The organism is Saccharothrix stipae (genome assembly GCF_054781895.1).
Genome location: NZ_BAAGTN010000007.1, coordinates 44,178 through 68,035, shown reverse-complemented (window position 1 = coordinate 68,035; position 23,858 = coordinate 44,178). Strand labels below are relative to the sequence as shown.

Genomic DNA, 23,858 nt, shown 5'->3' with positions numbered 1-23,858 from the left:
GATCAGGGAGAAACCCTTGAACCACCACGAAAATCCCGAAAACCGGCTCACCTCCGGCATCCTGGACATCACCGACCGGGGCGCCGTGCTCCGCACCGACGGCTACCTGCCGGCCCCGGGCGACATCGCCGTTGCGGCGCAACTGGTGCGCGAGCACGGGCTGCGGCGCGGCGACGAGATCCACGGCAGGGTTGCACCCACCGCCCGCGGCGGCAAGATGGCGCCGCTGGTCACGGTCGAGGCCGTCAACGGTGCGCACCCGCGCCACTCCCCCGCACGTCCGTCCTTCACCGACCTCGTGCCCACCCACCCGGACGACCGGCTGCGGCTGGAGACCGAGCCGCACGAGCTGACCACGCGGGTGGTCGACCTGCTGATGCCCATCGGCAAGGGGCAGCGCGCGTTGATCGTCGCGCCGCCCAAGGCCGGCAAGACCACCGTGCTGCGCGCGATCGCGCACGGCCTCGCCAAGAACCACCCGGAGTGCCACCTGATGCTGGTCCTGGTCGGCGAACGCCCGGAGGAGGTCACCGACCTGGCCCGAGGGGTGCCGGCCGAGGTCGTCGCCGCCACGTTCGACCACCCGCCGCGCGACCACACCGCGCTCGCCGAACTGGCCGTCGAGCGGGCCAAGCGCCTGGTGGAGCTGGGCCGCGACGTCGTGGTGCTGCTGGATTCCGCGACCCGGCTCGGCCGCGCCTACAACCTCGCCGCACCGGCGTCCGGGCGGACCCTGTCCGGCGGTGTCGACGCCGGGTCCCTCACCTCGCCCAAGCGGTTCCTGGGTGCGGCCCGCAACCTCGAGGGCGGCGGTTCGCTGACCATCATCGCCACCGCGTTGGTGGACACCGGCTCCGCGGGCGACGCGCTGCTCTTCGAGGAGTACAAGGGAACCGGCAACGCCGAGCTGCGGTTGGACCGCAGGAGCGCCGCCCGACGCGTGTTCCCCGCCGTGGACGTGCACCAGTCCGGCACCCGCCGCGACGACCTCCTGCTGACCCGGGGCGAGAACGCGGCCACCCGGGTGCTGCGCCGGGCGCTCGCCGGCAAGGAGGACGCGATCGACGTGCTGCTCGACGGCCTGCGCCAGACCGGCGACAACGCCGAGTTCCTCACCCGCCTCGTGGCCGGCCACCCGCGTTAGTCCACTGTGGAACCCCCCGCAACAGTTTCGCCAACGCTTGTGGGGCGGTGTCCGGCACCGCTAGAACTGGTCGGACGTCGGCCGGTCTAGGGGGATCGCACATGCGCTCGATGGCACTCTTGTTACCCGCGTTGGTGGCAGCGGCTCTCATCACGCCGCTGACGGCGACGGCCCAGGCCGGACAGCCGCCGGACCCGGCACCGCCCGGGTGGGCGATCACCGGCACGCGGCTGGCGTGGACCGCGCCCGCCCCCGTCCCGCCGGGCGGCGCCGCGGTCGAGTTCTGGGAGGGCGACCGGCTGCTTGGCGTGCCGCGGCCCTCCACCGACCTGCGCACCTTCACCCTGGACGCGGCCGGGGTCGACGACGCCGACCGGCTCCAGGTCCGGTTGTCCGGCCGGAGGTTGGACGCCGAGGAACCTGCGCCCCCGTCGACCGCGGCCGTCGCGGCACCGCCCGCGGCGCTGCCCGCCGGGAACACCGATCCCGGCCGGCCCGGCCCGTTCTCCACGCACGACGGGGAGTACGAACTCGACCCGATCACCGTGCCCGGTTACCCGGTGCCGCTGGAGATGAAGGCCGTGGTCGTCGCGCCGACCGGCGCGCCGGGCAGGCGGCCGCTGGCGCTGTTCCTCCACGGCAGGCACATCACCTGCTACAACGGGACCCAGATGCTGCTGGAGTGGCCCTGCCCGGCGCCGGCCAAGCCGGTGCCGAGCCACCGCGGCTACCTCCAGGCGCAGCGGCTGCTGGCCTCGCAGGGCTACGTGACGGTGTCCGTGTCGGCCAACGCGGTCAACGCCCACGACACGCTGGACGTCGAGGCGGGCGCGGGCGCGCGGTCGGCGCTGGTCCGCGCCCACCTGGCCAGGTGGGCGGACTGGGCGGGCGCCGGTCGCGACTCCGCGCCCGCGGTCGTGCGCGCCGCACCCGTCGCCGACCTCGCCGACGTGCTCCTGGTCGGGCACTCCCGCGGCGGCGAGGGCGTCAACCGGGCGGCCATCGACAGCCTCACCCCACCGGCCCCCGGCAGCGGCCACGACGGGCCGGTGCGCTGGACGATCAGGGGCGACGTGCTCATCGGACCGACGATCTTCGGGCACAACCCGGCGCCGGACGTGCCGTCGGTGACGATCCTGCCCGGCTGCGACGGCGACGTGTCCGACCTCCAGGGGCAGCTGTACGCGGACGCGACCCGCGGCGTCAGCCGCGGCTCGGCCCTGCACAGCGCGCTGTACTTCGTCGGCGCCAACCACAACTACTTCAACACCGAGTGGACGCCCGGTCAGGCGGAGGCCCCGGCGCAGGACGACTTCCGCTCCCCGCCCGAGGACGCGGTGTGCTCGCCGGGCACCGCCACCCGGCTCACGGCCGAACAGCAGCAGACCGCGGGCGCCACCTACATCGCCGCGGCGGCACGACTGTTCGTCGCGGGTGACCGGCGCGTGCTGCCGCTGCTCGACGGGTCCGGCGTCCGCGCGCCCTCGGCCGACCCGGCACGCGTGCTCAGCCACGCCGTCGGCGGCGCGCGCTCCCCGTTCGTCGTCCCCGACGGCGCGACCTCGGCGGCCGGGACCGCGCAGGTGTGCGCGCAGGTCTCGGCCGACCCGGCCGCGGCGTGCGTCGATCCGGCCAACACCCGGCCCTCACCGCACTTCGTCCGGTTCAACCGCATCGTGCCGGAATCGGGCAGGTTCGCCGTGGCACTGCGGTGGACCGAGGACGGGCGGGCGGCGACCGTGCGCCCCGGCGCGCCGGTCTCCCTGGCCGGGGCGCGGCACCTGGCGCTGCGGCTGGCCGTGCCGCCGAACACCGCGGCCAACCGCTTCGACGTGGCCGTCACCGACACCGCCGGGCGTCGCGCGCGGCTGGGGTCGGTGACGCTGGACGGGCTGCCCGCCACCGAGCGGATCTCCGCGCGCTGGGCGCAGGAGGTCCGCGTGCCGCTGCCGAGGCACGGCGTCGACCTGCGCCACGTCGCCGAGCTGGAGCTCGTCCCGCACGGCGGCTCCGGGCAGGCGTGGCTCATCGACGCCCACGGCTGGGCACCCGGCCTGCCGGCCCCGCGCCCGGTGGCGCTGCCCCGCCTCGACGTGGGTGCGCTGACCGTCGAGGAGGGCGACTCCGGCACGCGGACCGTCCGGTTCCCGGTCTCGGTCACCGGCGACGGCGAGGGCTCCGTGCGGGTGTTCGTCCAGAACGAGGACGCCCGCGCGTACACCGAGCAGGTGGTGGCGATCGAGCCCGGGCAGCGCGAGGTCGAGGTGCCGGTGGAAGTCAACGGCAACACCCGCTGGAGCTTCGACATGAGGCGCCTGGTGCTCGTCAAGGCGGTGCGCGGCGTGGTCGTCGGCCACCACACCGACCGGCTGACGGTGCCGAACGACGACCCGGTGCCGACCATCACCGCCACCCCGGTCACCGACGTGGTCGCCGAGGGCGGCACCCTGACCTGGCGGGTGGCGCTGTCCTCGCCGACCGACTCGAACTTCACGGTCCGGGGCCTGCCGAAGGCCCCGGACGGGGTCGAACTGTCCACAACGGACGTCGACGAGGTGTGGTTCCGCCAGCGCGTCTCCCAGGAGGAACCGCTGCCCTCGCGGCCGTTGTCGAGCACCGGGTTGCAGGTGACGGCCTACTTCCAGCGCGGGGAGGTGACCAAGGACGTGTCCGTGCTGACGGTGGCCGACGCGGAAGCCGAACCGGCCGAGCGGATCCGCTTCGACCTCGCCTCGCTCACACCGGGTTCCGTCGGCGTCACGGTGACCGGCACGGTCACCGACGGCGCGCCGGCCGGGCGGTGATCGGACGGGGTGCGGACTCGCGCGTCCGCACCCCGCGGCGCCCGCCGATACCGCCGGGTCGTCGGCCCGGGTCGTGCTCCCGGCCGTCCCCCGGAATTCGAACCGGTTCATCTTGTTAGCGCTAATGAGAATTGGGTAGCCGTGCGGTGGTCTTGTCCGCGGCAAACGGCGTGCGCTACGGTGACCTGGGAGCGCTCCCAATCGGGCCTGCCCGATACCTGGCGACGACCAGTACGCACCCTGCTCGCAAGGAGGCGAAGCATGGCTCTACGTGCGCAAATGGCCATTGGACCGGTAGTGGTCCACGCCAGACCCGGCTCCGCCCTCGCCGCGAGAGCCCACCGGCGCGTCTGACAACGCCATCACTGTGGTGCACGTCGACCGCCATCGACGGAGCATGGTGCCGCATCACTTCTGTTAGCGATAACAAGGCGAATCGCCTTGCATTTGCGAGAGAGGAACACCATGCGAGATTCCCTCGCGACCAGGAAGAAACCGATCCCCCGCTCGCGCCTCGTGGCGGCGACCGTGGTGGTGCTGCTCGGCCTCGGTGTCGTACTCCCGGTACCTGTCGCGTCGGCCGCCGTCGTCGACACCAACGCGTCGTACGTGCTGGTCAACCGCAACAGCGGCAAGGTGCTGCAAGCACGCGATCGCGCCACCTACGACGGTGCCCCGATCTCCCAGCACACCCGCGACAACGGCGTGTGGCAGCAGTGGCAGTTCGTCGACTCCGGCGGCGGCTACTACCGCATCAGGTCCAAGCACAGCAACAAGGTCCTGAGCTTCACGTCCACCGCCGACTGGGCCGGCCTGGTGCAGAGCACCGACGCGAACCGCACCGGCCAGCAGTTCCGGTTGGCCGACTCCGCGGGCGGTTACGTGCGCCTGCTCAACCGGGCCAGCGGCAAGGCCGCGGGCGTGCAGAACTCCTCCACCGCCGAGGGCGCGAGGGTCGTCCAGCTGACCGACGTCGGCGGCGTCCACCAGCAGTGGCAGTTGGTCCGGCTCACCACCGACACCACGTCACCGACCGCGCCCGCCAACCCCCGCACCTCGAACCTGACGTGCACCGGGGTGACGTTCTCGTGGTCGGCGTCGACCGACGACGTCGGGGTGGCGTTCTACGACATCTACCACGACGGCCAGCTCATGACCTCGGTGCCGGGCACGGCGCTGTCGGCCGCCCTGACCGTCGTGCCGGGCGCCACCTGGGGCCTGTACGTCAACGCCCGCGACGCCGCGGGCAACGTCTCCCAGGCCAGTCCCACGGTCACCATCACGGTGCCGCAGTGCCAGGCCGACACCGTGCCGCCCACCACCCCCACCGGCGTGACGGCGACCGCGTCCGGCACCACGGTCACGGTCCGCTGGTCGCCGGCCACCGACAACATCGGTGTCACGGGCTACGAGGTGCTCCGCGACGGCACCCAGGTCGGTTCGACCAGCGGCGCGGCCACGACCTCCTTCACCGACAGCGGCCTGGCCACCAACACCCGCTACGAGTACCAGGTGCGGACACGCGACGCGCAGGCCAACCGCTCCGCCGCGAGCGCGCCGGTCGCCGTCACCACGGGCGCCTCCTGCGCCACGGCGCTGTGCTCGGTCACCAGGGTCGCCACCGAGACCGACCTGCCGTGGGGCCTGACCACCCTGCCCGACGGGCAGGTGCTCTACGGCCGCCGCGACACCTTCGAGATCGTCCGCCTCGACCCCGCAACCGGCACGAAGACCAGCGTCGGGCGCGTGCCGGGCGCGGCGGGGACCGACGGTGAGGGCGGGGTCCTCGGCATCGCCGTGGCCGCCGACTTCACCGCCGACCCGTGGCTGTACGTCATGCACACCAGCACGACCGACAACCGGATCGTGCGCATCCGCTACACCGGCGGCGCGCTCACGGGCACCCCGCAGGTGCTGCTCACCGGCATCCCGCGCAACAAGTACCACAACGGCGGCCGGCTGCGCTTCGGTCCCGACGGCAAGCTCTACGTCGCGACCGGTGACGGCCAGAACGCCGACTGGGCCCAGGACCGCGCCAACCTCGCCGGCAAGGTGCTGCGCATCAACCGCGACGGCACCATCCCGTCGGACAACCCCTTCGGCACCTCGGTGTGGAGCTACGGCCACCGCAACCCCCAGGGGCTGGCCTTCGACTCCCAGGGCCGGTTGTGGGAGCAGGAGTTCGGCAACTCCGTCATGGACGAGACCAACCTGATCGTCCGCGGCGGCAACTACGGCTGGCCCAGCTGCGAGGGCACCACCGGCAGCTGCGACGAACCGGGTTTCGTGGCACCGAAGCGCACCTACCCCGTCGCCGAGGCCTCGTGCAGCGGCATCGCCGTGGTCCGCGACGCCCTCTACATCGCCTGCCTGCGCGGGGCGCGGCTGTACCGGGCCGAGATCTCCGGTGACAGCCTGACCAACGTCGAGCAGTACCTCACCGGCACCTACGGGCGGTTGCGCACCGTGGAGCCGTCCGCCGACGGCGGCCTGTGGCTGACCACCAGCACCCGCGGCGACAAGGACAGCATCGCGAACAACAGCAACGAGAGCATCCTCAAGGTCGAGCTCGGACGGTGAACCGGTCGCGGGCCGGGACGACCGGCCCGCGACCTTCCCGCTCACGAAAGGTGGAGTCACATGACTCACCGCAGGACTCCGCGTCACCGTCGCATGAGGACGCTGACGGCGGTGGCGATCGCCATCGCGGGCGCCGTGGCGCCCGCGGCGCCCGGTGCGTTCGCCGCCGCCGCGGCGGCCTCGCCGTGCACACCGGGAACGAGCTACGGCCCGCCGTTGCCGACGCGGGCGGTGGCGGCGCAGCTCGTCCGGGGAGGGTTCAACTTCCTCGAAGGCCCCACCTGGGACCAGCGAACGGGCACCCTGCTGCTGTCGCACATGCAGAACCCCACCGGCCCGCAGCGCGTCCAACCGTCGGCGGTGCTCCGGTACACGCCACCGGCCACCTTCGAGACGTTCATCGCCGACGCCGGCAGCAACGGCCTGGCGGTCACCTCCGACGGCACGCGGCTGCTCGCCGCCACCCACGACAACCGCACCGTCTCCTCCTACAGCCTGACCGACCGCAGCCGCACCACCGTCGCGGCCAACCACCTCGGGCGCGCGTTCAACTCCCCGAACGACCTGACCACCGGCCAGGACGGCACCACCTACTTCACCGACCCCAACTACCAGCGCGGCAACCGCGCGGACGAGCAAGGCGGTCGGACCGGCGTCTTCCGCGTCCGCGACGGCGTGGTCGGCCTGGTCGACGACACGCTGCCGCAACCCAACGGCATCGTCCTGTCGCCCGACGGCAGGACGCTCTACGTGGGGGCCACCGGCAGCAACGCGATCGTGAAGTACACCGTCTTCCCCGACGGCACCACCGGCAACCGCACGACGTTCGCGAGCATGCGGACGCCCGACGGCGCCACCGTCGACTGCGCGGGCAACCTCTACTGGGCCTCCTACGACGAGGGGCTCGTCCACGTCTTCTCCCCGACGGGCGCACGCCTCGGCACCATCTCCGCCGGCCGCAACACCACCAACGCGGCGTTCGGCGGACCGGACGGGCGGACCTTGTTCATCACCTCCGGCACCCCCGGCGGCGGGTTCGGCCTCTACCAGACGCGCCTCAACGTGCCCGGCAACCACTACTGATCGACCCGGACCGCACGACGTTGCCGTGGCCGGTCCCGTGGAGGACGTTGCGTTCCTCCTCGGGGCCGGTCAGGGCGCCGGTCATCACCACCGCTTCAGCTCCGCGCCACGTCGCCCAAGGCGTCGAGCTGTCGCTGGACGCCGTCCCCGGCCGTCGTGGTGCTGCGCCCGGTACACCCGCAACGCCGCCTGCCACAGGTCGCGAGCCTGGTCGTGCAGGCCAAGGGCGGCGTGCGGGTCGCCCAGCCGGTCACGGATGGCGGCGACCTGGTAGGTGTGGCCGAGGTCGCCGAGCAGGCTCAGGGCACGCCGGTAGCAGTCGACCGCCTCGTGGTGCCGACCGGTCCGGTGGGCGAGGTAGCCCATGGTGCCCCAGGCGTTCGCCTCGCCGTCGGGGAGGTCCCGGGTCGGGTCCGGGCGTGGGCGGCCACGATGCCCAGCGCCGGCGGGAACCCGCCGCACGACCGGATCAGGTCGCTCGTCGCGGCCGGTTCGGCGGTCGCCCGGTGCACGCCGAGGCGTCGGGTCAGCAGGGCGCGGGACTCCTGCTCGGTGAGCACGTCCGAGGGCACGTGGCGGGCACCGTTCGCGGTGATCAGGCCGGGGAGCTTGTGCCGACTGGTGATCAGGACGGTGCAGGTCCCTCCTCCGGGCAGCAGCGGGGTCACGGGATGCGGTCCGGTGGCACGCCCAGGGCGTCGAGGAAGCCGCGCACGGCCACCGCCGGTTCCATCGGCCGCGGGTCGGGGCTGAAGCCACGCAGGTCGACGAACAGCTGCCCGTCGGGGAACCGGTCGAGGTGGCGGTGTGCCCAGGTGACCGCCAACCAGGTCTTGCCCACACCGCCCACGCCCGCCACCGCGCAGACCACCACGGCGGTGGAGCTCCGGTGCGACGCGAGGTCGAGTTGCTCCAGCTCGTCGTGGCGGCCGATGAACGACTCGGGCGGCGCCGGGAGCTGCCGGGGCGTGACCGCCGGGTCTCCGGCCACGACCGCGACCGCCGGGGACGGCGAGGCGACTTCCTCGGCATCGGTGGGGATCTGCTGGTGCAGCCGGCGCAGCGGGGCACCGGGATCGGCACCGAGCTCTTCCGCCAACCGCGTGCGCAGCCGGTCGTAGCAGAACCAGCGCCTCGGCTTGGCGGCCGTCGCGGTGCAGGGCGAGCATCAGTTGACCCGCCACGCGTTCGTCGAACGGGTGCGCTTGAGCGCGGACGGTCAGTTCCGGCCGCCCGGCCGCCGGCACCTTGCGCAGCCGCGAGAAGTAGCCGCCGACCACGTCCCGCGCGCGGTGCGGTGGGTCCTCGGCCCAGACGCGGTCGATGACCTGCCGCGCCGTCACCACCCGGTTCGCCTCGATCAGCAGCACGGCCGGCACGCACTGCTGCCGAGCGTGGCCCAGTCCAACCGCGTGCCGTCGACCCACGCCTCGACGTTGCCCAACAACCGCAGCTCCGCGAAGCCCCCTCGTGCGACCTCCCCCCGTCCGCGCCCGGTCGACACCGCCGACCGGGCGGCACGGCTCAGGTCGCCAGGCCGTGCCGGTACGCGAAGACGACGGCCTGCACCCGGTCGCGGAGGTCGAGCTTGGCCAGGATGCGGGACACGTACGTCTTGACGGTCTCGTGGCTGATCACCAGGGTCGCGGCGATCTCGCCGTTGGACAGTCCGTCCGCGATGAGGCGCAGCACCTCCAGCTCGCGCGCGGTCAGCGGGATGTCGTCCGGCAGGCCCTGGACGGGCCGGATCCGCTCGGCGTACCGGCCGACGAGTTCGCGGGTCACCTCGGGCGCCAGCAGCGCCCACCCCGTCGCGACCGTGCGGATCCCGTGCAGCAGCTGCGCGGGCGGCGCGTCCTTGAGCAGGAACCCGCTGGCTCCCGCGCGCAGCGCCTCGTACACGTACTCGTCCAGGTTGAACGTCGTCACCACGAGCACCTTGACGGGGTTCGCCACGCCCTCGCCCGCCAGCAGCCGCGTCGCCTCGATGCCGTCGAGCACCGGCATCCGGACGTCCATCACCACCACGTCCGGGCGCAGCCGCCCGGCCAGGTCGATCGCGGCGCGCCCGTCCCCGCACTCGCCCACGACCTCCAGGTCCGGCTGCGCGTCGATGATCGTCGCGAAACCGGTGCGGACCAGCGCCTGGTCGTCGCACACCAGCACCCGCACCGGTGCGCTCACGACGGGATCCCGGCCGGGATGCGGGCGCGCACGACGAAGCCGCCGTTCCGCCTGCCCGCGCTGAACTCGCCGCCGAGCGCGCCGACCCGGTCGCGCAGCCCGGCGAGGCCACGCCCACCACCACCGGGTGACGCGGCGGACGGACCCCCGCCTTCGGTGCCGACCTCCACCACGATCTCGTTCCCGCTGTGCCGCACGCGCACCGTGGTCCGGCGGCCGTGCGCGTGCTTGAGCGCGTTCGTCAACGCCTCCTGCACCACCCGGTACGCCACCACCTTCGCGCTCCCCGCCGGCGGCACGCCCTCCTCGGTGAACTCGACCGGCTGCCCGGCCTGCCTGGTCTGCGCCACGAGTGCGCTCAGCTCGCCGACGGACGGCGTGCGCGGATCGGCGTCGTGGTCGGGGTTCAGCAGGTCGAGCAGGTGCCGCAGGTCGGCGATGGACCTGCGGCCGGTGTCGGTGATCGCGGCCAGCGCCTGGTCGAGGCGCTCGGGAGACCCGCCCAGGTACCGCGCCGCCTCGGCTTGCACGACCATCGCCGTCACGTGGTGGGTCACGACGTCGTGCAGCTCGCGGGCGATGCGGGTGCGTTCGGCCAGCCGGGTGGCCACGGCCACGTGCCGGCGGCGTTCCGCCTCGCCCGCCCTGGACAGCCGCAGCCAAGCCCCGATCGCCCACGCGGCGGCCAGCGCCAGGTAGAACGTCACGAACCCGGCCACGCCCTCGGTGGAACCGTGCCGGTCCAGCGCGACGGCCAGCGGCACGTACGCCGCGGAGGCCAGCACGGCGGTCACGCGCCGGTGGTGGTCCAGGTGCAGCCCCGTGCTCAGCAGCGCGATGGGCAGCGCGGTGCCCGCGACCGCGTGGTAGCCGAGGAGCTGGTCGGCCGAGAACCCGATGTACACCAGCGCGAGGCAGACGACCGGCCACCTCCTGCGCACGATCAGCGGCAGGCATTCCAGCGCGATCACGACCACGGCCAGTGCGTCCATCGGACGGGTCGGCAGGTCGCCGAGCTGCGTGCCCCGGCTGTGCAGCGCGGGCACCAGCGACAGGAGCGCCGGCGCGAGTGCGAGCGGGACGTCCCGGACCGTGACGTCCCAGCGTCGCCACAGGTCCGGGACCCGCCGGAAGCCGCTCACCCGGCGAGGGTAGCCGCGGTGGCGGAGCGGCGACGCGGAGGCACCAGGTTGCCACGCCGGTGTGCCAGCCACAGGAACACGACCGTCACCACCACGCCCGCCAGCACCGAGTACGCGCTCGCCTCGGGGCCGAACTCACCGCCGCTGAGCAGGAGCGGGCCGGACGTCACGCCGTCCAGCAATCCCTGCGGGGCGTCCCCGCCGGACACGCTGGTGCTGAAGATGCCGCCCTGGGCGAAGTTCCAGCCGAAGTGCACGCCGATGGGCACCCACAGGTTGCGCGTGGCGGCGTACGCGGCGGCCAGCATGAATCCGGCCTCGACCGCGATGGCGGACGCGGTCCACCACGTGGCGTGCGGGTTGAACAGGTGCGCCGCGCCGAACAGCAGCCCGGTGAGCGCGAGCGACCCCCACGTGCCGATGCGTTGCTCGACGACGCGGAAGAGGATGCCACGGAAGATCAGCTCCTCCACCACGACGGCGGCGGCCGTGAAGCCGAGCAACGCCACCGCGCCCCCGGCCGATCCCCAACCCAGCACCTCGTAGCCGCCGAGGAACGCGATGTTCGCGATCACCGCACCGAACATGCCGAGGCCGATCAGCAACCCACGCCCGAACGCGGGCCCCGCTCCTCTCCCCACCACCTCGACCGGCGCCCGGCGCTCGGTCCGCCGCACCACCCACGCGTACGCGCACAGCGACAGCGCCGCTGTCGCCAGGCCGGACACCAGGGTGAAGGGCACGTTCCACCGCGCCGCGCCGACGAGCGCGCTACCGGCGAAAGCCACCAGCCCGACCACCCCGAGCTGCATCAACAGTCGCATGACCACTCCTCCGCGAGACGTCCGCGGCCCATCGCGCCGCGGTTGCCCGAACGCTATGGATTCGCCGACCCGGAATCGTCACCGCGCGGTGGACACTTGTGGGTAGCTCGCACGGGGGACAAACCCGGACGACGTCTCCGCCGAGCACCAGGTCGGTGGCGCTCGCCCGGTGCGGTGCGCGGGGTGCCGGCCGGCAGGCTAGGTTGCTCGGGTGAGCCTCCTCGACGACGTGGCCGAACGCGACGGCTGGCGCTGCTGGGTGTGCGACGAACCGGTCGACCCCGACATGTCGGTGAACGACCCGCGGGGGCCCAGCGTCGACAGCCGGACCGCCGACCGCAAGGCCAAGGTCGCCGAACGGCTCGCCCACCGCGGGTGCAACACCCGCAAGGGCGCGGTCAAGGTGGTCATCGCCTGGCCGGACCGCCTGCACGTGGCCGAACCCGCGCCGCTGATCACCGTCGCCGGCAGGCTGGAGCGCAAGGGGGGCCGTGAAATGGTGGCCCGCTGCCCGACCGAGCGGGACGCCCGGGACGCGGCGGAGTGGCTGGTGGACCGGTTCTCCCGACTGACGCCAGGACTCCCGGTGACCGCCGACGTCGAGCCGGGCGGCGGCCAGTACCTCGTCATCCTCTCCACCGGCCGCCGCTGACCGGGGATCACCCACACCACCGCGGATCCCCTCCCGCCGACGAAATCCGGGCCGGCGCTCCCACCCCGGTGAAGGGGTGGGAGCGCCGGCCCGGTCGGGTGGACCAGCGTCAGGCGATCAGCGTCGCAGCGTCAGCAGGCCCGGTCGGTAGGGCAGCAGGCCGTACTCCGTGCCGTCGGAGCGCGGGTCGCGACCTTGGTAGAGCAGTTGCAGGTTGCAGGGGTCGATGGTCTTGGTCTGGTCGGCGTTGACGCGGATCAGGTCACCGTGGCTGATGTCGTTGGTCCACGTGGCACCGCTGTTGGCCTTGCCCGCGAACGGGTTGCTCTCGGTGGCCGCGTTCGGGGTCCACGAACCGCCCAGGCTGCTGGACGTGAACGACCGGAAGTAGCGCCCGTTGGCACCGATCGCCTCGACGATCATCAGGTACTGGTTCTGGCCCTGGACCTTGTACACCTCGACCGCTTCGAACAGGTTGTTCGTCGTGTCGCTCATGATCGTGGTGTAGGACGAGCCGAAGCTGCTCGGGAAGTTGCCGAGCGGCATGACCTGGCGGTAGATCTTGCCGTTGTCGCCGGCGAAGAACAGGTACATGTTCGAACCGTCACCGATCAGCGTCTGGTCGATGGGACCGGTGGCGGAGCCGCTGATGCTGGCCGTGGAGAGCACCTGCTGCGCCGACCACCCGTTCGGGTTGGTGGGGTCGGACGACGTCCGGTAGCTGAACGCGGTCCCGCCCCACTGGTAGGCGAGCACCCAGATGTTCTTCGGGGCGAAGTAGAGCAGCGTGGGCGCGACGGTGCCGATGTTCATGGCCTGCTGGGGTGCCGAGGCCATCTCGGACCAGTTGCTGAAGAGCCCGAAGTTCATCGAGCCCCAGCTCGACCCGAAGTCGTGGGTCGTCCCGTAGACCAGGTGCTTGCCGTTGTGGGGCACGTAGGTGAAGTCCTTGAGCGAGACCCACCCCTGCCTCGGGTTCGCCAACGAACCGGTCGACGTCCAGCTGTACCTCGACGGCAGGCTGCACTGGCCTGGCGTCGAGGTCGTCGTCGTGGTGGTGGTCGTCGTCCCGCCGCCGATGCGGACGAGCTGCCACTGCTGGTTGGTGCCACCCCAGTCGCTGTACTGCACGACGTTGCCGCCGTCGGCGGTGGACGCGCCCTGGACCTCGACCGCCTTGTTGCTGTGCCGTGCGATCAACCGCACGTGGCCGCCGTCGGAGTCGGCCAGCCGGAACTGCTGGTTCGTGCCGCTGTGGTCGGTCCACTGGTGGATCGCCGCGCCGTCGGCGGTCGACACGCCCGACACGTCGAGCACCTTGCCGGAGTGGCGGGACTTCACCCGGTAGTAGCCGCCGCCGGAGTCGACGAACTGCCACTGCTGCTGGTTGCCGTCGTTGCGGGTCCACTGGGTGATGCGGGCGCCGTCGTTCGTGGCGAGGTTGTACACGTCCAGCGCCTTGCCGCTGTTGCGGTTGATCAGCACGTACCAGGCGTTCGTGTCGACGGTCGCCGCCGACGCGGGCGCCGCGCTGAGCGCCGCCACCAGCCCGCCGAGCAGCACGGCGACGACGGCGGCGGCACCGGCCACGCGACGGTTGCGGGCTCGTGGAACGGCGGTGGGCGGGTGATGGCCTGTTCCGGCCATGGGCGGGCTCCTCTTCGTCGAGGTGGGGGCGGAACCGCGGCACGGGCAACGTTCGACGACCACTTGCGCCCAGTGGTCGATCGCGCCGTCTGAACGAACTACCAATCAGGTCGGCGTGGACAATCCGAGAACCGAAGTCGGGCGCACGGTTCGAAGTGCCCTGCCGCGGGTGCCGGTCACATTCATCAAACTGTGAAGGACGATCTCCGTACGGTCAAGATGCGACGAAAATGTTTCGCACGGTTAGCGTACGGACGGTTCGGGCGCATTGTCGATTGCTAAAACGGAGCAAATAATTTTAGCTCTCGCGAGCGCCGACCGCCGCGGTCGGCGTCGACCAACCGGCCCTCTCCGCACCCGGTCGGCATAGCCGCTGCTAAAAATATCAGCACTCCCACCCGCCCGGCGGAACCCGCCTGTCGACCCCTTGCGGAACCGCACCGGCCGTGCACGTATTCGAACGAACCTATCGAATGTTCGCGAACGCCGAAACCCACCTCGGCCCGCCCGGGTCGCCCGGGCGGGCGGACGGCCCGGTAAATCCGTGCACCGATCCGGCCGGGCGCTGCTAGCGTCGGGGCGACCCGCTGACTGTGGAGGAAGCCATGGTTGCCCGGAACCTCACACCGGGCCACCGCACCGAGGCCGTTCGACGGCCCGGGGCCGCCCGGTGACATCGCCCTCGAAGCCGATGCACCGCTAGGAGCTCTCCCATGTCCGGAACACCTTCGTCCACCTGGTACGTGGACTTCTTCACCGAACTGCCCAACGAGTTCTGGCGCCGTGCCGTGGCGCCGGAGGCCACCGTCGAGGAGATCGACTTCGTCGAGGAACGCCTCGGTCTCGCGCCGCGCTCGCGGATCCTGGACGTGCCGTGCGGCAGCGGCCGGCACAGCGTGGAACTCGCCCGCCGCGGGCACCGCGTGACCGGTGTCGACCTGTCCGCCGAAGCGATCGGGCACGCCCGGCGCGCCGCCGCCGGTCTCGACGTCGAACTCGTCCACGCCGACATGCGGGAGATCCCGCAGGACAACGCGTTCGACGCCGTGGTGTGCCTCGGCAACAGCTTCGGCTACCTCGAACCCGACGGCCTGCGCGGGTTCGCCGCCGCGCTCGGCGGAGCCGTCCGGGCCGGCGGCGGCCTGGTCGTCGACTTCTCCTCGGCGGCCGAGTCGATCCTGCCCGGCTACCGGGCCGAGCCGCGGACCATGCGGACCGGCGACATCACCGTCCTCGCCACCAGCGAGTACGACCTCGCCGGCAGCCGGATGTTCAGCCGCTACCGGTTCACCCGCGGCGACGAGGAGCTCGACGTGACCGCGATCCACCACGTGTACACGGTGGCGCAGATCGTCGACCTGCTGTCGGGCAACGGGTTCACCGACGTCGAGCTGTTCGGCGGCCCGGGCGGCGAACCCTGCGCGATCGGCGGCGGGCGGCTCCTGCTCACCGCGCGCCGGACGTCCTGAGTGGATCGGCTCCGGCCGGGGCGCCACCCCGGCCGGAGCCGGTCCGGACCGGTGGTCACCAACAGTGATCGGGTGATGCGAAGAAGACGACTTCGGGACAGCCGGCCACGGGTTCGCGATAGAAATGCCCAGCTGACCGTCGTGCGTTCCCGAGGAGACATCGTGCGCTTGTCGACCATCGCCGCAGCAGCGGCACTCGCGATCCTCGCCGGGGTGGTGACGGTACCGGTGGCGCATGCCGCGGCCACCACGCTGTACGTGCGCGACACCGCGACGTGCACCGACGACGGCGACGGCAGCGCGGCCACGCCGTTCTGCACGGTCCAGGCGGCGGCCGACGTCGTCAGCCCCGGTCAGGTCGTCGAGATCACCGGCACGCACGACGAGAGCGTGACCATCACCCGGTCCGGGACCGCCGACGCGCCGATCGTGTTCTCCGGCGGAGCCGTGCAGCGGCCGGCGGGCGGCACCGCGCCGACGATCACCGTGCGCGGGGCGCACGACGTGACGCTGCGCGGCATGACCGTCCACGGCGCCACGGTCACCAACGCCGTCGTGATCGACGGCTCCAGCCGGATCACGTTCGACCGCGGCTCGACGCGCCCCGACGCGGACGCCTACGCCGGCGCCCACACGGTCCGCGTCACCGGCGGGTCGACGGCGATCACGGTCAGCCGCACGACCTTCGGCACGCGCGGGCGGGCCGTGTACGCCGACGGCGGCGCCGGCGTCACGGTCAGCGGGAACACGATCACCGCGCTCGGCAACTTCGGCGTGATCGCGGAGAACGTCGACGCCCTCGCCGTCACCGGCAACTCCTTCCGCGACTCGTGCTCCCGCGGCGTCGCGGTCACCGGCGCGACCACCGGATCCTCGATCCAGAACAACGTCATCTTCGAGGTGCTGTCCAACTCGATCAGCAGCTACTGCCCGCGCGGACCGGTGTTCCCGATCGAGGTCGACAGCGCGGCGGCGCCCGGGATGACGGTCGACTACAACGTCGTGGACCTGTACGTCAACGTGTACCGGTGGGCGGGGACCGTCTACCAGGGCCCCGCCGAGCTGCACGCCGCGACCGGGCAGGGCGCCCACGACCTGCGAGCGGATCGCAACGACGTCACAGCGACCGTCGACTCCGGCAACGCGGACGCACCGGGCGTGCTCGACGCCGTCAACGGTCCGCGGGTGGACAACCCGCAGGTGCCCAACACGGGCGCGGGTGCGATCTCCTACCTCGACCGCGGCGTGAAGGAGCAGCAGGACCGGTGGGCCGACTACGGCCTCACGGTGTCCGCGTCGCAGGCCCCGGTCGGTGGTGTGGTGACCGTCAACGGCACCGTCCGCTCCGAGTGGGGATCGCCGGTCACCTGCGTGGTCGACTTCGGGGACGGCACGACGACGTCGGTGCCCACGTGCTCGACGTCGCACGCCTACCGCGCGGCCGGCGACTACACGATCACGGTGACCGCGCGAACCGAGTCCCAGCTGACCACCGGTGGATCCTGGGCGGTCAAGGTCGTGCCGGCCGGCGGGACGCTGAAGCCCAGCCTGACCACCAGCAGGGTGGGTGGCATGACGGCGTCGTTCGCCGTGGACTCCGGCGGCGACCCGTGGAACATCGCCCGCACCACCTACGACTTCGGCGACGGCAACACCGAGACCGTGACCGGCGGCGTGGGCTACCACCGGTACGACCGCCCCGGCACGTACCAGGTACGGGCCACCGTCACCGACGCCGGCGGCAACACCGCGACGACGTCGACCAGCTTCGCCACGCTCGGCTCGGGTTACGTCGAGCACGGACCGGCCCGGTTCCTGGACACCAGGAGCGGTGTCGGCGCCCCCGCCCGGAAGGTCGCGCCGTACAGCACGGTGCGGCTCGCGATCGGCGGTCGCGACGGGATCCCGGCGGACGTGACGGCGGTGGCGATGAACCTCACCGTCACCAACGCGACGGCCGACGGGTACCTCACCGCGCACCCCTCCGGGCAGGCCAGGCCCACCGCGTCCGTGGTGGACTTCCAGGCCGGCGGGACCGTGCCCGGGCTGACGACCGTCGCGGTCGGCGGCGGCCACGTCGACCTGTACAACGGCAGCCCGGGCACCGTCGACCTGATCGCCGACGTCGCCGGCTACTTCACCAGGAACGCGGCGAGCGAGGGCTTCAACCCGATCTACCCGGAGCGGCTGCTCGACACGCGCACCGGCACCGGGATGCCGTCACCCCGGCCGATCGCCGGGGGCGAGACGTTCACCCAGAAGGTCGCCGGCCACTACACCGGCGGTGTGCCCGCCGACGCGGACGCGGCGCTGCTCAACATCACGGTGGTCGACCCACGCGCAGCGGGTCACCTGACGGCCTTCCCCACCGGCAAGGCCAACCCGCAGACCTCGAACCTCAACTACGCGGCCGGGCAGACCGTCACGAACTCCGTGATCGTCCCCATCGGCATCAGCGGCCGCGTCGACTTCCACCCGAACGCGACCACGGACGTCGTCATCGACGTCGTCGGCTACTTCGTCTCGGGCGGCAGGAGCTACCTCATGCCCGTGTCACCGCTGCGCACGGTCGACACCCGCACCGGGATCGGGGGTGCCACCGGTGCGCTGCCGGGCAGGTCGACCACGCAGTACACCCTCGACCAGGGTGCTCCGCGGCTCGACCGCAGCCCCATCGCGGTGATGTTCAACGCGAAGGTCGTCAACCCCCAGCGCGGTGGCTACCTCACCGCCTACCACCCGCACCGGGTCCTGCCTCGACCGACCGCGGCCACGCTGAACTTCACCCCCGGTGCGGTGACCAACAACCTCGCCGTCACCGAGGACGTGACGGCGGCGTTCCACAACGGCAGCGACGGCAACCTCGACCTCGTGGTCGACGTGACCGGGTACTTCTACGAGTACTGACGGCAGCCACTTCGGTGGCAGGTTCTCCGGTCCGGTCGTCGGGCCGGAGGCCACCGACTACTCCGGCACCGCCGTGATCCGCCTTTCGAGCACCCGGGTCACGGCGGTCCGGAAGTCCTCGTCGAACCGGGAGGCGAACCGGTCGAACCGGGCCACCACCGCGGGTCCGGCACCCTCCGGGGAACCGGCGTCGAACGGCGGCCGCGGGTCGTACTCCATGGCGAGTTGCGCGAACTTCGCCCACTCCTCGCCGAGGACGTGGGCGATGAGCGTGAGGCCGAAGTCGATTCCGGCGGTCACGCCACCGCCCGAGAACCTGTTCCGGTCGACGCACACCCGCTCGGTCGACACCTCCACCCCCAGCCGGGCCAGGTGGTCGCGGGTGGCCCAGTGCGTTGCCGAGCGGTAGCCGTCGAGCAGTCCGGCCGCGGCGAGGACGAGCGATCCGTTGCAGACCGACGTGACGAAGGAAGCCCTCGCGCCGCGGTCGACCAGGAAAGCGATGGCCTTGTCGTCGAGCATCACCTCGGCCACCGATCCGCCCGGCACGAACAGGATGTCCGGCTCGGCGGGGCAGTCGTCGAACGTGGTGGTCGGCGAGATGGCGAACCCGGTGTCGGTGAGCACCGGTCGGAGTGTTTCGGAAACGAGGTGGATTTCCATTCCCGTACCGGCGAACGCCGTGTACGGGCCGATGAAGTCGAGTGCGGTGTGGCCGTCGAATAGCAGCATGACGACGACCAGTCGACGTTCGACGGGAATCAATTCACTCAAGCTCATGACTGACACCGTAGCGATTGACGCACTCATGCCTGAGTGGCTGTTGTGCCAATATGTGTTATTTTTCCGCCATGCAGGTCGGCGCGCACCCCGCCACGGCGGTCGGCAACGTCGCCGTCCTGGTCCTGGACGGCGTGGTGACCTTCGACCTCGGCGTTCCGCTGCTGGTGTTCGGCTCCCTGCCCGACCACTACCGGCTCGCCCTGTGCGCGTCCGAGCCCGGAGCGGTGCTCAGCTCCGACGGCTACTCCTTGAACGTCGAGCGCGGACTCGACGAGCTGACCCGGGCCGACACCCTCGCCGTGCCCGGCTACGACCTGGACCGGCCGGTCCCGGCCGCGACGCTGCGGGCGCTGCGCCGTGCCCACGCACGCGGTGTGCGGATGGTGTCCATCTGCTCCGGCGTCTTCGCCCTGGCCGAGGCCGGGCTGCTCGACGGGCTGACCGTCACCACGCACTGGCGGGCGGCGGACCTCCTGGCTCGGCGGCACCCGCAGGTGACCGTGAACCCGGACGTCCTCTACCTCGACCACGGTCAGGTCCTGACCTCGGCCGGCGCGTCCGCCGGGCTCGACCTCTGCCTGCACGTCGTCCGCCGCGACCACGGTGCGGTGGCGGCCAACACGGCGGCCAGGTTGGCCGTCGCCGCACCGCACCGCGCCGGCGGTCAGAGCCAGTACATCAAGAGGGCGATGCCGCCGACGTCCGGCCAGTCGCTCGCCCGGACCCGGGAGTGGGCGCTGCGCCATCTCGGCGAGGAGCTGCCGGTCCCCCGCCTGGCCAGGCACGCGGCCATGTCCGAGCGCACCTTCGCCCGCCGCTTCGTCGAAGAGGCCGGTGTGCCACCCACGCGGTGGCTGCTGGCCGCCCGCATCGACCTCGCCAAGCAGCTGCTCGAATCCGGCGACACCGGCATCGACGAGATAGCCCGGCGGGTCGGTCTCGGCACCACCGCCAACTTCCGGGCCCGCTTCCGCAAGGCCACCGGCACCAGCCCGACCGCCTACCGCCGGACCTTCAGCCGGACCTGAGCGCCCGCCGAGCGCTCAGGAAGGCAGCTTTCCGGCGGCCGCCTCCGCCAGGCTCGTCGCCTGCGAGCAGTACTCGATGCCCGGCCGATCGCCCTTCACCGTCAGCTCCAGCACGTCGATGTAGGCCCGCTGCGCCAGGTTCGCCGGCCGGTGGGGAACCCTGACCGTGCAGCTGGTGCTCGAATTCGTGTCCAGCTGGACGTACGCCACGTAACCGCTCAGCTCGACCAGTTCGCCCTTGACCGCCTCCTGCGCCGAGTGCTGGTCGTAGCGCAGGTTGATGGCGGGCCCGCCGACCGTGGAGAACCACTTGCACGCCCAGTTCCCGAACACGTTCACGGGCGAGGCGCCGTCGACCGCGCTCAGCGTGGCGAGCGTCTTCTCGTCCAGCAACCCGCAGGCGTCGACGTGGGCGAGGGAGCCGGCGGGGAACGGGATGGCGCGCCGGGGCACGGGGCCGCTGCGCAGCACCTCCAGCACGGTGGCCGTCGCGACCTCGGCCACCGCGCAGAGGTCCAGCGGCGGGTTCGCCAGCTTCGCCGTCACCCGGACGGCGTACCAGTCGTCCACCACCACGGTGCGGTCGCACTCGCTGTCCGTCCCGGGCTCTTCGACGACCTCCAGCGGTCGCCCCTGCACGACCCGCGACGAACGGGTGATCAGCTGGAGCTCGACGTCCACCGGGTCCTTCGCACCGACGTCGACCAGGCCGTCACAGCGGTTGAAGTTGCCGTAGTTGGTGAACACCTCGGTCGGGCCGAACCGGCGCAGCTCCTCCGCGTCGATCAACGCACAGGGGTCGGCGCTGCGCTCGTCGCCGATGACACTGCTCAGAGGTGCGTGCTGTTGCGCGGCGGGCGCTTGGTGGTTCATGGCGATCACGACGCTGAACGCCGCGAGGACCGCGACCCCCGCGGCTGCCCGGAGCACGGCGGCTCGGCGGAGCGGACGGCGCCAGAACGGGGAGCCGGCGGGGCGTTCGGCCGGTACCCGTGGCGGCTCCCAGTCGCCGACCACGTCGTTGAGGCGTAATCGGACCTCTTCGGCGGCCGGTCTCCGGTCGGGATGTGGTCGCAGCATCTCGGCCAGCAGCGGGGCGAGCGGGCCCGCGTGGCGCATCGGCAGGACCTCGCCGCGCCGAACGCGCTCCAGCACCTCGTGCGGCTCGCCGTTGCCGAACGGCGGCGTGCCCTCCACGGCGGCGAACAGCGTGGCACCGAGCGAGAAGACGTCCGAGGCCCGGCCGGCCGGATACCCGCCGGCCACCTCGGGCGAGGTGTACGCGGGCGTGCCGCTGATCCGGCCGTCGTCGGTCCGGGTCACCTCCCGCCAGACGGAGATGCCGAAGTCGGTCAGCTTGGCGAGGTCGTCGTCGGCGACCAGGATGTTGCCCGGCTTCACGTCGCGGTGCACGATGTTCTTCGCGTGCACCGCGGCCAACGCGCCCGCGATCTGCACGCCGATCCGCGCCACCCGCTCCGCCGGCAGCGGTCCGCTCGCCGCCAGCGTCCGGTCCAGGCTCTCCGCCGGCAGGAACTCCATCACGAGCCAGCAGCCGTCGTCGTCGACGGAGTCGAAGATCGAGATCGTGTTCGGGTGCTGCACCTGCGCGGCGGTCTCGGCTTCGAGGTGGAACCGCGCCCGGTCGGCGTCGTCCGCCACCGCGTGCGGCCGCTTGAGGGCCACCCGCCGTTTCAGCTTCCGGTCGAACGCGGTCCAGACGACACCCCCCGACCCGGACCCCCTCGCGTCCTCCAGCTCGTAACGCCCGTCAACCAGATCCCCCGTACGCACGGGCAGTAGTATAGTGACTGCGCTGCGTGTCGTCACGGATGTCCTCCGGCTGCTCGTCGCGACGTGGTCAGGTATGCCTGACGTGCACCCGGTAGACGATCACCTGGCCGTAGTTGCTCTCGGCGCAGGGCGCGGAGTTGCCGCAGTTGGCCTGGGTGTACGCGCCGGTCTTGAAGTAGGCGCCGTCGGACGACACCGGGATCTCGTCCTGGAACACCCCGTTGTAGTAGGCCCTGGCCACGCCGCCGGTCACCACGAACCTGGCCTGGAAGCGGGTGCCGAGCCGGTAGTCGTCGGTGATCAGCTTGTGGTGCGTGTCGTCGCCCCGGGTGAGGTAGAGCCGCGTGCCTTCGAGCCGGAAGACCGAGACGTCGTCGCTGCCGTCGTGGATCTGGCCGGCCACGACGTGCGGTTTGTCGTTCGGCAGGTGGGTGATGGCCTGGTCGAGCACCAGCACGTGGGTGCCGGACACCGGTGACCACCGGAACTCGGTGGCGCCGTCGGCGGTCATCTCCCGCAGCTCGGACCGGGGGTTCTTGCTGTTCGCGGTGGTCACCCCGTTCACGGCGCTGCGGAACACGACGCCCTTGCAGCGCTCGCCGGCGACGAACCACGGGTCGATCGCGTAGTCGGCGAGCGCCGGCTGCTTGACGTCCAGCGGCTGCGAGCCCGGCTTGGCCGGGTCGTCGACGGGCAGCGTGATCTTCCAGTTCGTCAGGTCCAACACCTGTGCGGGGCGGGAGCAGGTGTGGGGTCCGGCGGCGGACGCGGAGGCATCCGCGGCCTCGGAGGCCTCGGCCGAGGAGCCGGCGAGCACGGCCAGGGCGACGACCGCGAACAACCTTCGTGACTTCATCGGGCACCCCGATCATCGGATGGCGGGAACGGGCGGCACCGGCCCGCCGGAGCGGGACCGGTCCCCTTCAGGACAACGGGTCCAGCAGCACCAGGTCCGGTGGCACGAGGCTGGTGGACAGCACCAGCTCGCGCAGCAGGTTGTCGTTGAGCGTGTTGCCGACCGGTTCACCGACCTCCTCGCGGAGCAGGCCGTACACGCCACCGGCGGACAACCGGGCGCGGACGTCGGCCACCATGTGCTCGACGCGCTTGACGCTCCAGTTGGCCTCCGGCTGCAACTCCGCCAGCATCTGCGCGGTCTGCTGACGGGACACGGGCTGGGGGTTGGCCTCGTGCAGCAGGTAGCGCTGGCCCAGCACGACGAGCATGAGGTGCTCGTCCGGGGTGAACCGCCACCGCGTCGGTGGCTGGGTCACCGAGTCGTGGAGGGGCACCATGTGCTTGGCCGTGCCGTCGGCGACGTACAACTCCAGCAGGTGCTCGCGATCGCGGGAGCCGCGGACGAACAGCGGCGTGTAGCCGTCGGGCAGCGACACCGACTCCTCGTCGCGGAACAACCACCGGGTCCCCGGCAACCGGATCGGCAGCTGCCCGGTGTTGGTGACCCACCAGCGGCCGTCGCGGCGGGTGAGCAGGCCGTGGTGACGGCTGACCCGCAGATCGGTCTCACCGACGCACAGGTCGACGTTGGGGCGGTTGCGCCCGAACCGGACCGTGCGCCCCTCGACGGGATCGACGTGGAGCCGCCCGGTCAGCGCACGGGCGACGATGGCTCCCGGGGCGGCGTGCGGCACGCCGCGGGCCAGGCTCTCGTGGTTCATCAGGCTCCCTAGGTCCGCCGACAGTGTGACAACGCCCTCGGGGACCCGTCCCGGAACTCGTCCTGTACGTGCCCACGCCGCTCGTACGCCGCAAGCCGGGGAATCACCGGACACGGTCGGTGACGATCAAACGGTCAG

General features: G+C 72.0%; 18 protein-coding genes. 8 read left to right on the top strand and 10 right to left on the bottom strand.

From position 1 onward, the window contains the following. Positions 1 to 16 precede the first annotated feature (16 nt). From ACYVLT_RS13120 to ACYVLT_RS13105, 4 genes are all read left to right on the top strand, one after another. Positions 17 to 1,144, top strand: coding sequence for a transcription termination factor Rho, short form (locus ACYVLT_RS13120; RefSeq protein ID WP_461120428.1), 1,128 nt, complete (start codon positions 17 to 19; stop codon positions 1,142 to 1,144). A 110-nt stretch (positions 1,145 to 1,254) separates the two neighbouring features. Then, entirely contained in the window at positions 1,255 to 3,948 is a 2,694-nt protein-coding gene (locus ACYVLT_RS13115) for an alpha/beta hydrolase family protein (RefSeq protein ID WP_461120427.1), read from the top strand. 465 nt (positions 3,949 to 4,413) lie between these two features. After that, positions 4,414 to 6,528: a PQQ-dependent sugar dehydrogenase gene (locus tag ACYVLT_RS13110; protein ID WP_461120426.1), complete on the top strand. Its 2,115-nt coding sequence runs from the start codon at positions 4,414 to 4,416 to the stop codon at positions 6,526 to 6,528. 93 nt (positions 6,529 to 6,621) lie between these two features. Next, a complete protein-coding gene (locus tag ACYVLT_RS13105) occupies positions 6,622 to 7,611 on the top strand; it encodes an SMP-30/gluconolactonase/LRE family protein (RefSeq protein ID WP_461120425.1) in 990 nt (329 codons plus the stop codon). Between the two features lie 84 nt (positions 7,612 to 7,695). On the opposite strand, the gene ACYVLT_RS13100 is transcribed toward ACYVLT_RS13105, so the two are convergent. From ACYVLT_RS13100 to ACYVLT_RS13080, 5 genes are all read right to left on the bottom strand, one after another. Then, positions 7,696 to 8,073 (bottom strand): tetratricopeptide repeat protein, encoded by a 378-nt coding sequence (locus ACYVLT_RS13100; RefSeq protein ID WP_461120424.1) that lies wholly within the window; start codon positions 8,071 to 8,073, stop codon positions 7,696 to 7,698. Between the two features lie 202 nt (positions 8,074 to 8,275). Then, complete coding sequence (locus ACYVLT_RS13095) at positions 8,276 to 8,710, bottom strand: hypothetical protein (protein ID WP_461120423.1); 435 nt, start codon at positions 8,708 to 8,710, stop codon at positions 8,276 to 8,278. Between the two features lie 425 nt (positions 8,711 to 9,135). Next, complete coding sequence (locus ACYVLT_RS13090; protein ID WP_461120422.1) at positions 9,136 to 9,795, bottom strand: response regulator; 660 nt, start codon at positions 9,793 to 9,795, stop codon at positions 9,136 to 9,138. Next, the gene (locus tag ACYVLT_RS13085) at positions 9,792 to 10,937 is read right to left on the bottom strand and encodes a sensor histidine kinase (RefSeq protein WP_461120421.1); all 1,146 of its coding nucleotides are present in this window, start codon (positions 10,935 to 10,937) and stop codon (positions 9,792 to 9,794) included. Before ACYVLT_RS13085 ends, ACYVLT_RS13090 begins: the two co-directional genes overlap by 4 nt. Next, a complete protein-coding gene (locus tag ACYVLT_RS13080; protein ID WP_461120420.1) occupies positions 10,934 to 11,761 on the bottom strand; it encodes a lysostaphin resistance A-like protein in 828 nt (275 codons plus the stop codon). Before ACYVLT_RS13080 ends, ACYVLT_RS13085 begins: the two co-directional genes overlap by 4 nt. A 211-nt stretch (positions 11,762 to 11,972) precedes the next feature. Here ACYVLT_RS13080 and ACYVLT_RS13075 point away from each other — a divergent pair, with 211 nt between their 5' ends. Further along, entirely contained in the window at positions 11,973 to 12,413 is a 441-nt protein-coding gene (locus ACYVLT_RS13075; RefSeq protein ID WP_461120419.1) for a hypothetical protein, read from the top strand. Between the two features lie 117 nt (positions 12,414 to 12,530). Here ACYVLT_RS13075 and ACYVLT_RS13070 read toward each other — a convergent pair whose 3' ends face one another. Beyond that, a complete protein-coding gene (locus ACYVLT_RS13070; protein ID WP_461120418.1) occupies positions 12,531 to 14,060 on the bottom strand; it encodes a non-reducing end alpha-L-arabinofuranosidase family hydrolase in 1,530 nt (509 codons plus the stop codon). Positions 14,061 to 14,773: 713 nt separating this feature from the next. Between ACYVLT_RS13070 and ACYVLT_RS13065 the strand changes: the two genes are divergently transcribed. Together ACYVLT_RS13065 and ACYVLT_RS13060 are read left to right on the top strand one after the other, a co-directional pair. Beyond that, the gene (locus tag ACYVLT_RS13065; RefSeq protein WP_461120417.1) at positions 14,774 to 15,529 is read left to right on the top strand and encodes an SAM-dependent methyltransferase; all 756 of its coding nucleotides are present in this window, start codon (positions 14,774 to 14,776) and stop codon (positions 15,527 to 15,529) included. A 162-nt stretch (positions 15,530 to 15,691) separates the two neighbouring features. After that, positions 15,692 to 18,436 carry a right-handed parallel beta-helix repeat-containing protein gene (locus ACYVLT_RS13060; RefSeq protein WP_461120416.1) on the top strand — a complete coding sequence of 915 codons (2,745 nt, stop codon included), beginning with the start codon at positions 15,692 to 15,694 and terminating at the stop codon, positions 18,434 to 18,436. A gap of 57 nt (positions 18,437 to 18,493) precedes the next feature. On the opposite strand, the gene ACYVLT_RS13055 is transcribed toward ACYVLT_RS13060, so the two are convergent. Next, the gene (locus ACYVLT_RS13055) at positions 18,494 to 19,216 is read right to left on the bottom strand and encodes a DJ-1/PfpI family protein (protein ID WP_461120415.1); all 723 of its coding nucleotides are present in this window, start codon (positions 19,214 to 19,216) and stop codon (positions 18,494 to 18,496) included. Positions 19,217 to 19,287: 71 nt separating this feature from the next. On the opposite strand from ACYVLT_RS13055, the gene ACYVLT_RS13050 reads away from it, so the two are divergent. Continuing rightward, positions 19,288 to 20,247, top strand: coding sequence for a helix-turn-helix domain-containing protein (locus tag ACYVLT_RS13050; RefSeq protein WP_461120414.1), 960 nt, complete (start codon positions 19,288 to 19,290; stop codon positions 20,245 to 20,247). 15 nt (positions 20,248 to 20,262) lie between these two features. Here the strand turns inward: ACYVLT_RS13050 and ACYVLT_RS13045 are convergent, their stop codons facing one another. The 3 genes from ACYVLT_RS13045 to ACYVLT_RS13035 form a co-directional block, all read right to left on the bottom strand. Next, positions 20,263 to 22,041, bottom strand: coding sequence for a serine/threonine-protein kinase (locus tag ACYVLT_RS13045; protein ID WP_461120413.1), 1,779 nt, complete (start codon positions 22,039 to 22,041; stop codon positions 20,263 to 20,265). A gap of 67 nt (positions 22,042 to 22,108) precedes the next feature. Beyond that, positions 22,109 to 22,897: a polysaccharide lyase family 7 protein gene (locus ACYVLT_RS13040; RefSeq protein WP_461120412.1), complete on the bottom strand. Its 789-nt coding sequence runs from the start codon at positions 22,895 to 22,897 to the stop codon at positions 22,109 to 22,111. Between the two features lie 67 nt (positions 22,898 to 22,964). After that, complete coding sequence (locus ACYVLT_RS13035) at positions 22,965 to 23,720, bottom strand: FHA domain-containing protein (RefSeq protein ID WP_461120411.1); 756 nt, start codon at positions 23,718 to 23,720, stop codon at positions 22,965 to 22,967. Positions 23,721 to 23,858: the final 138 nt, after the last annotated feature.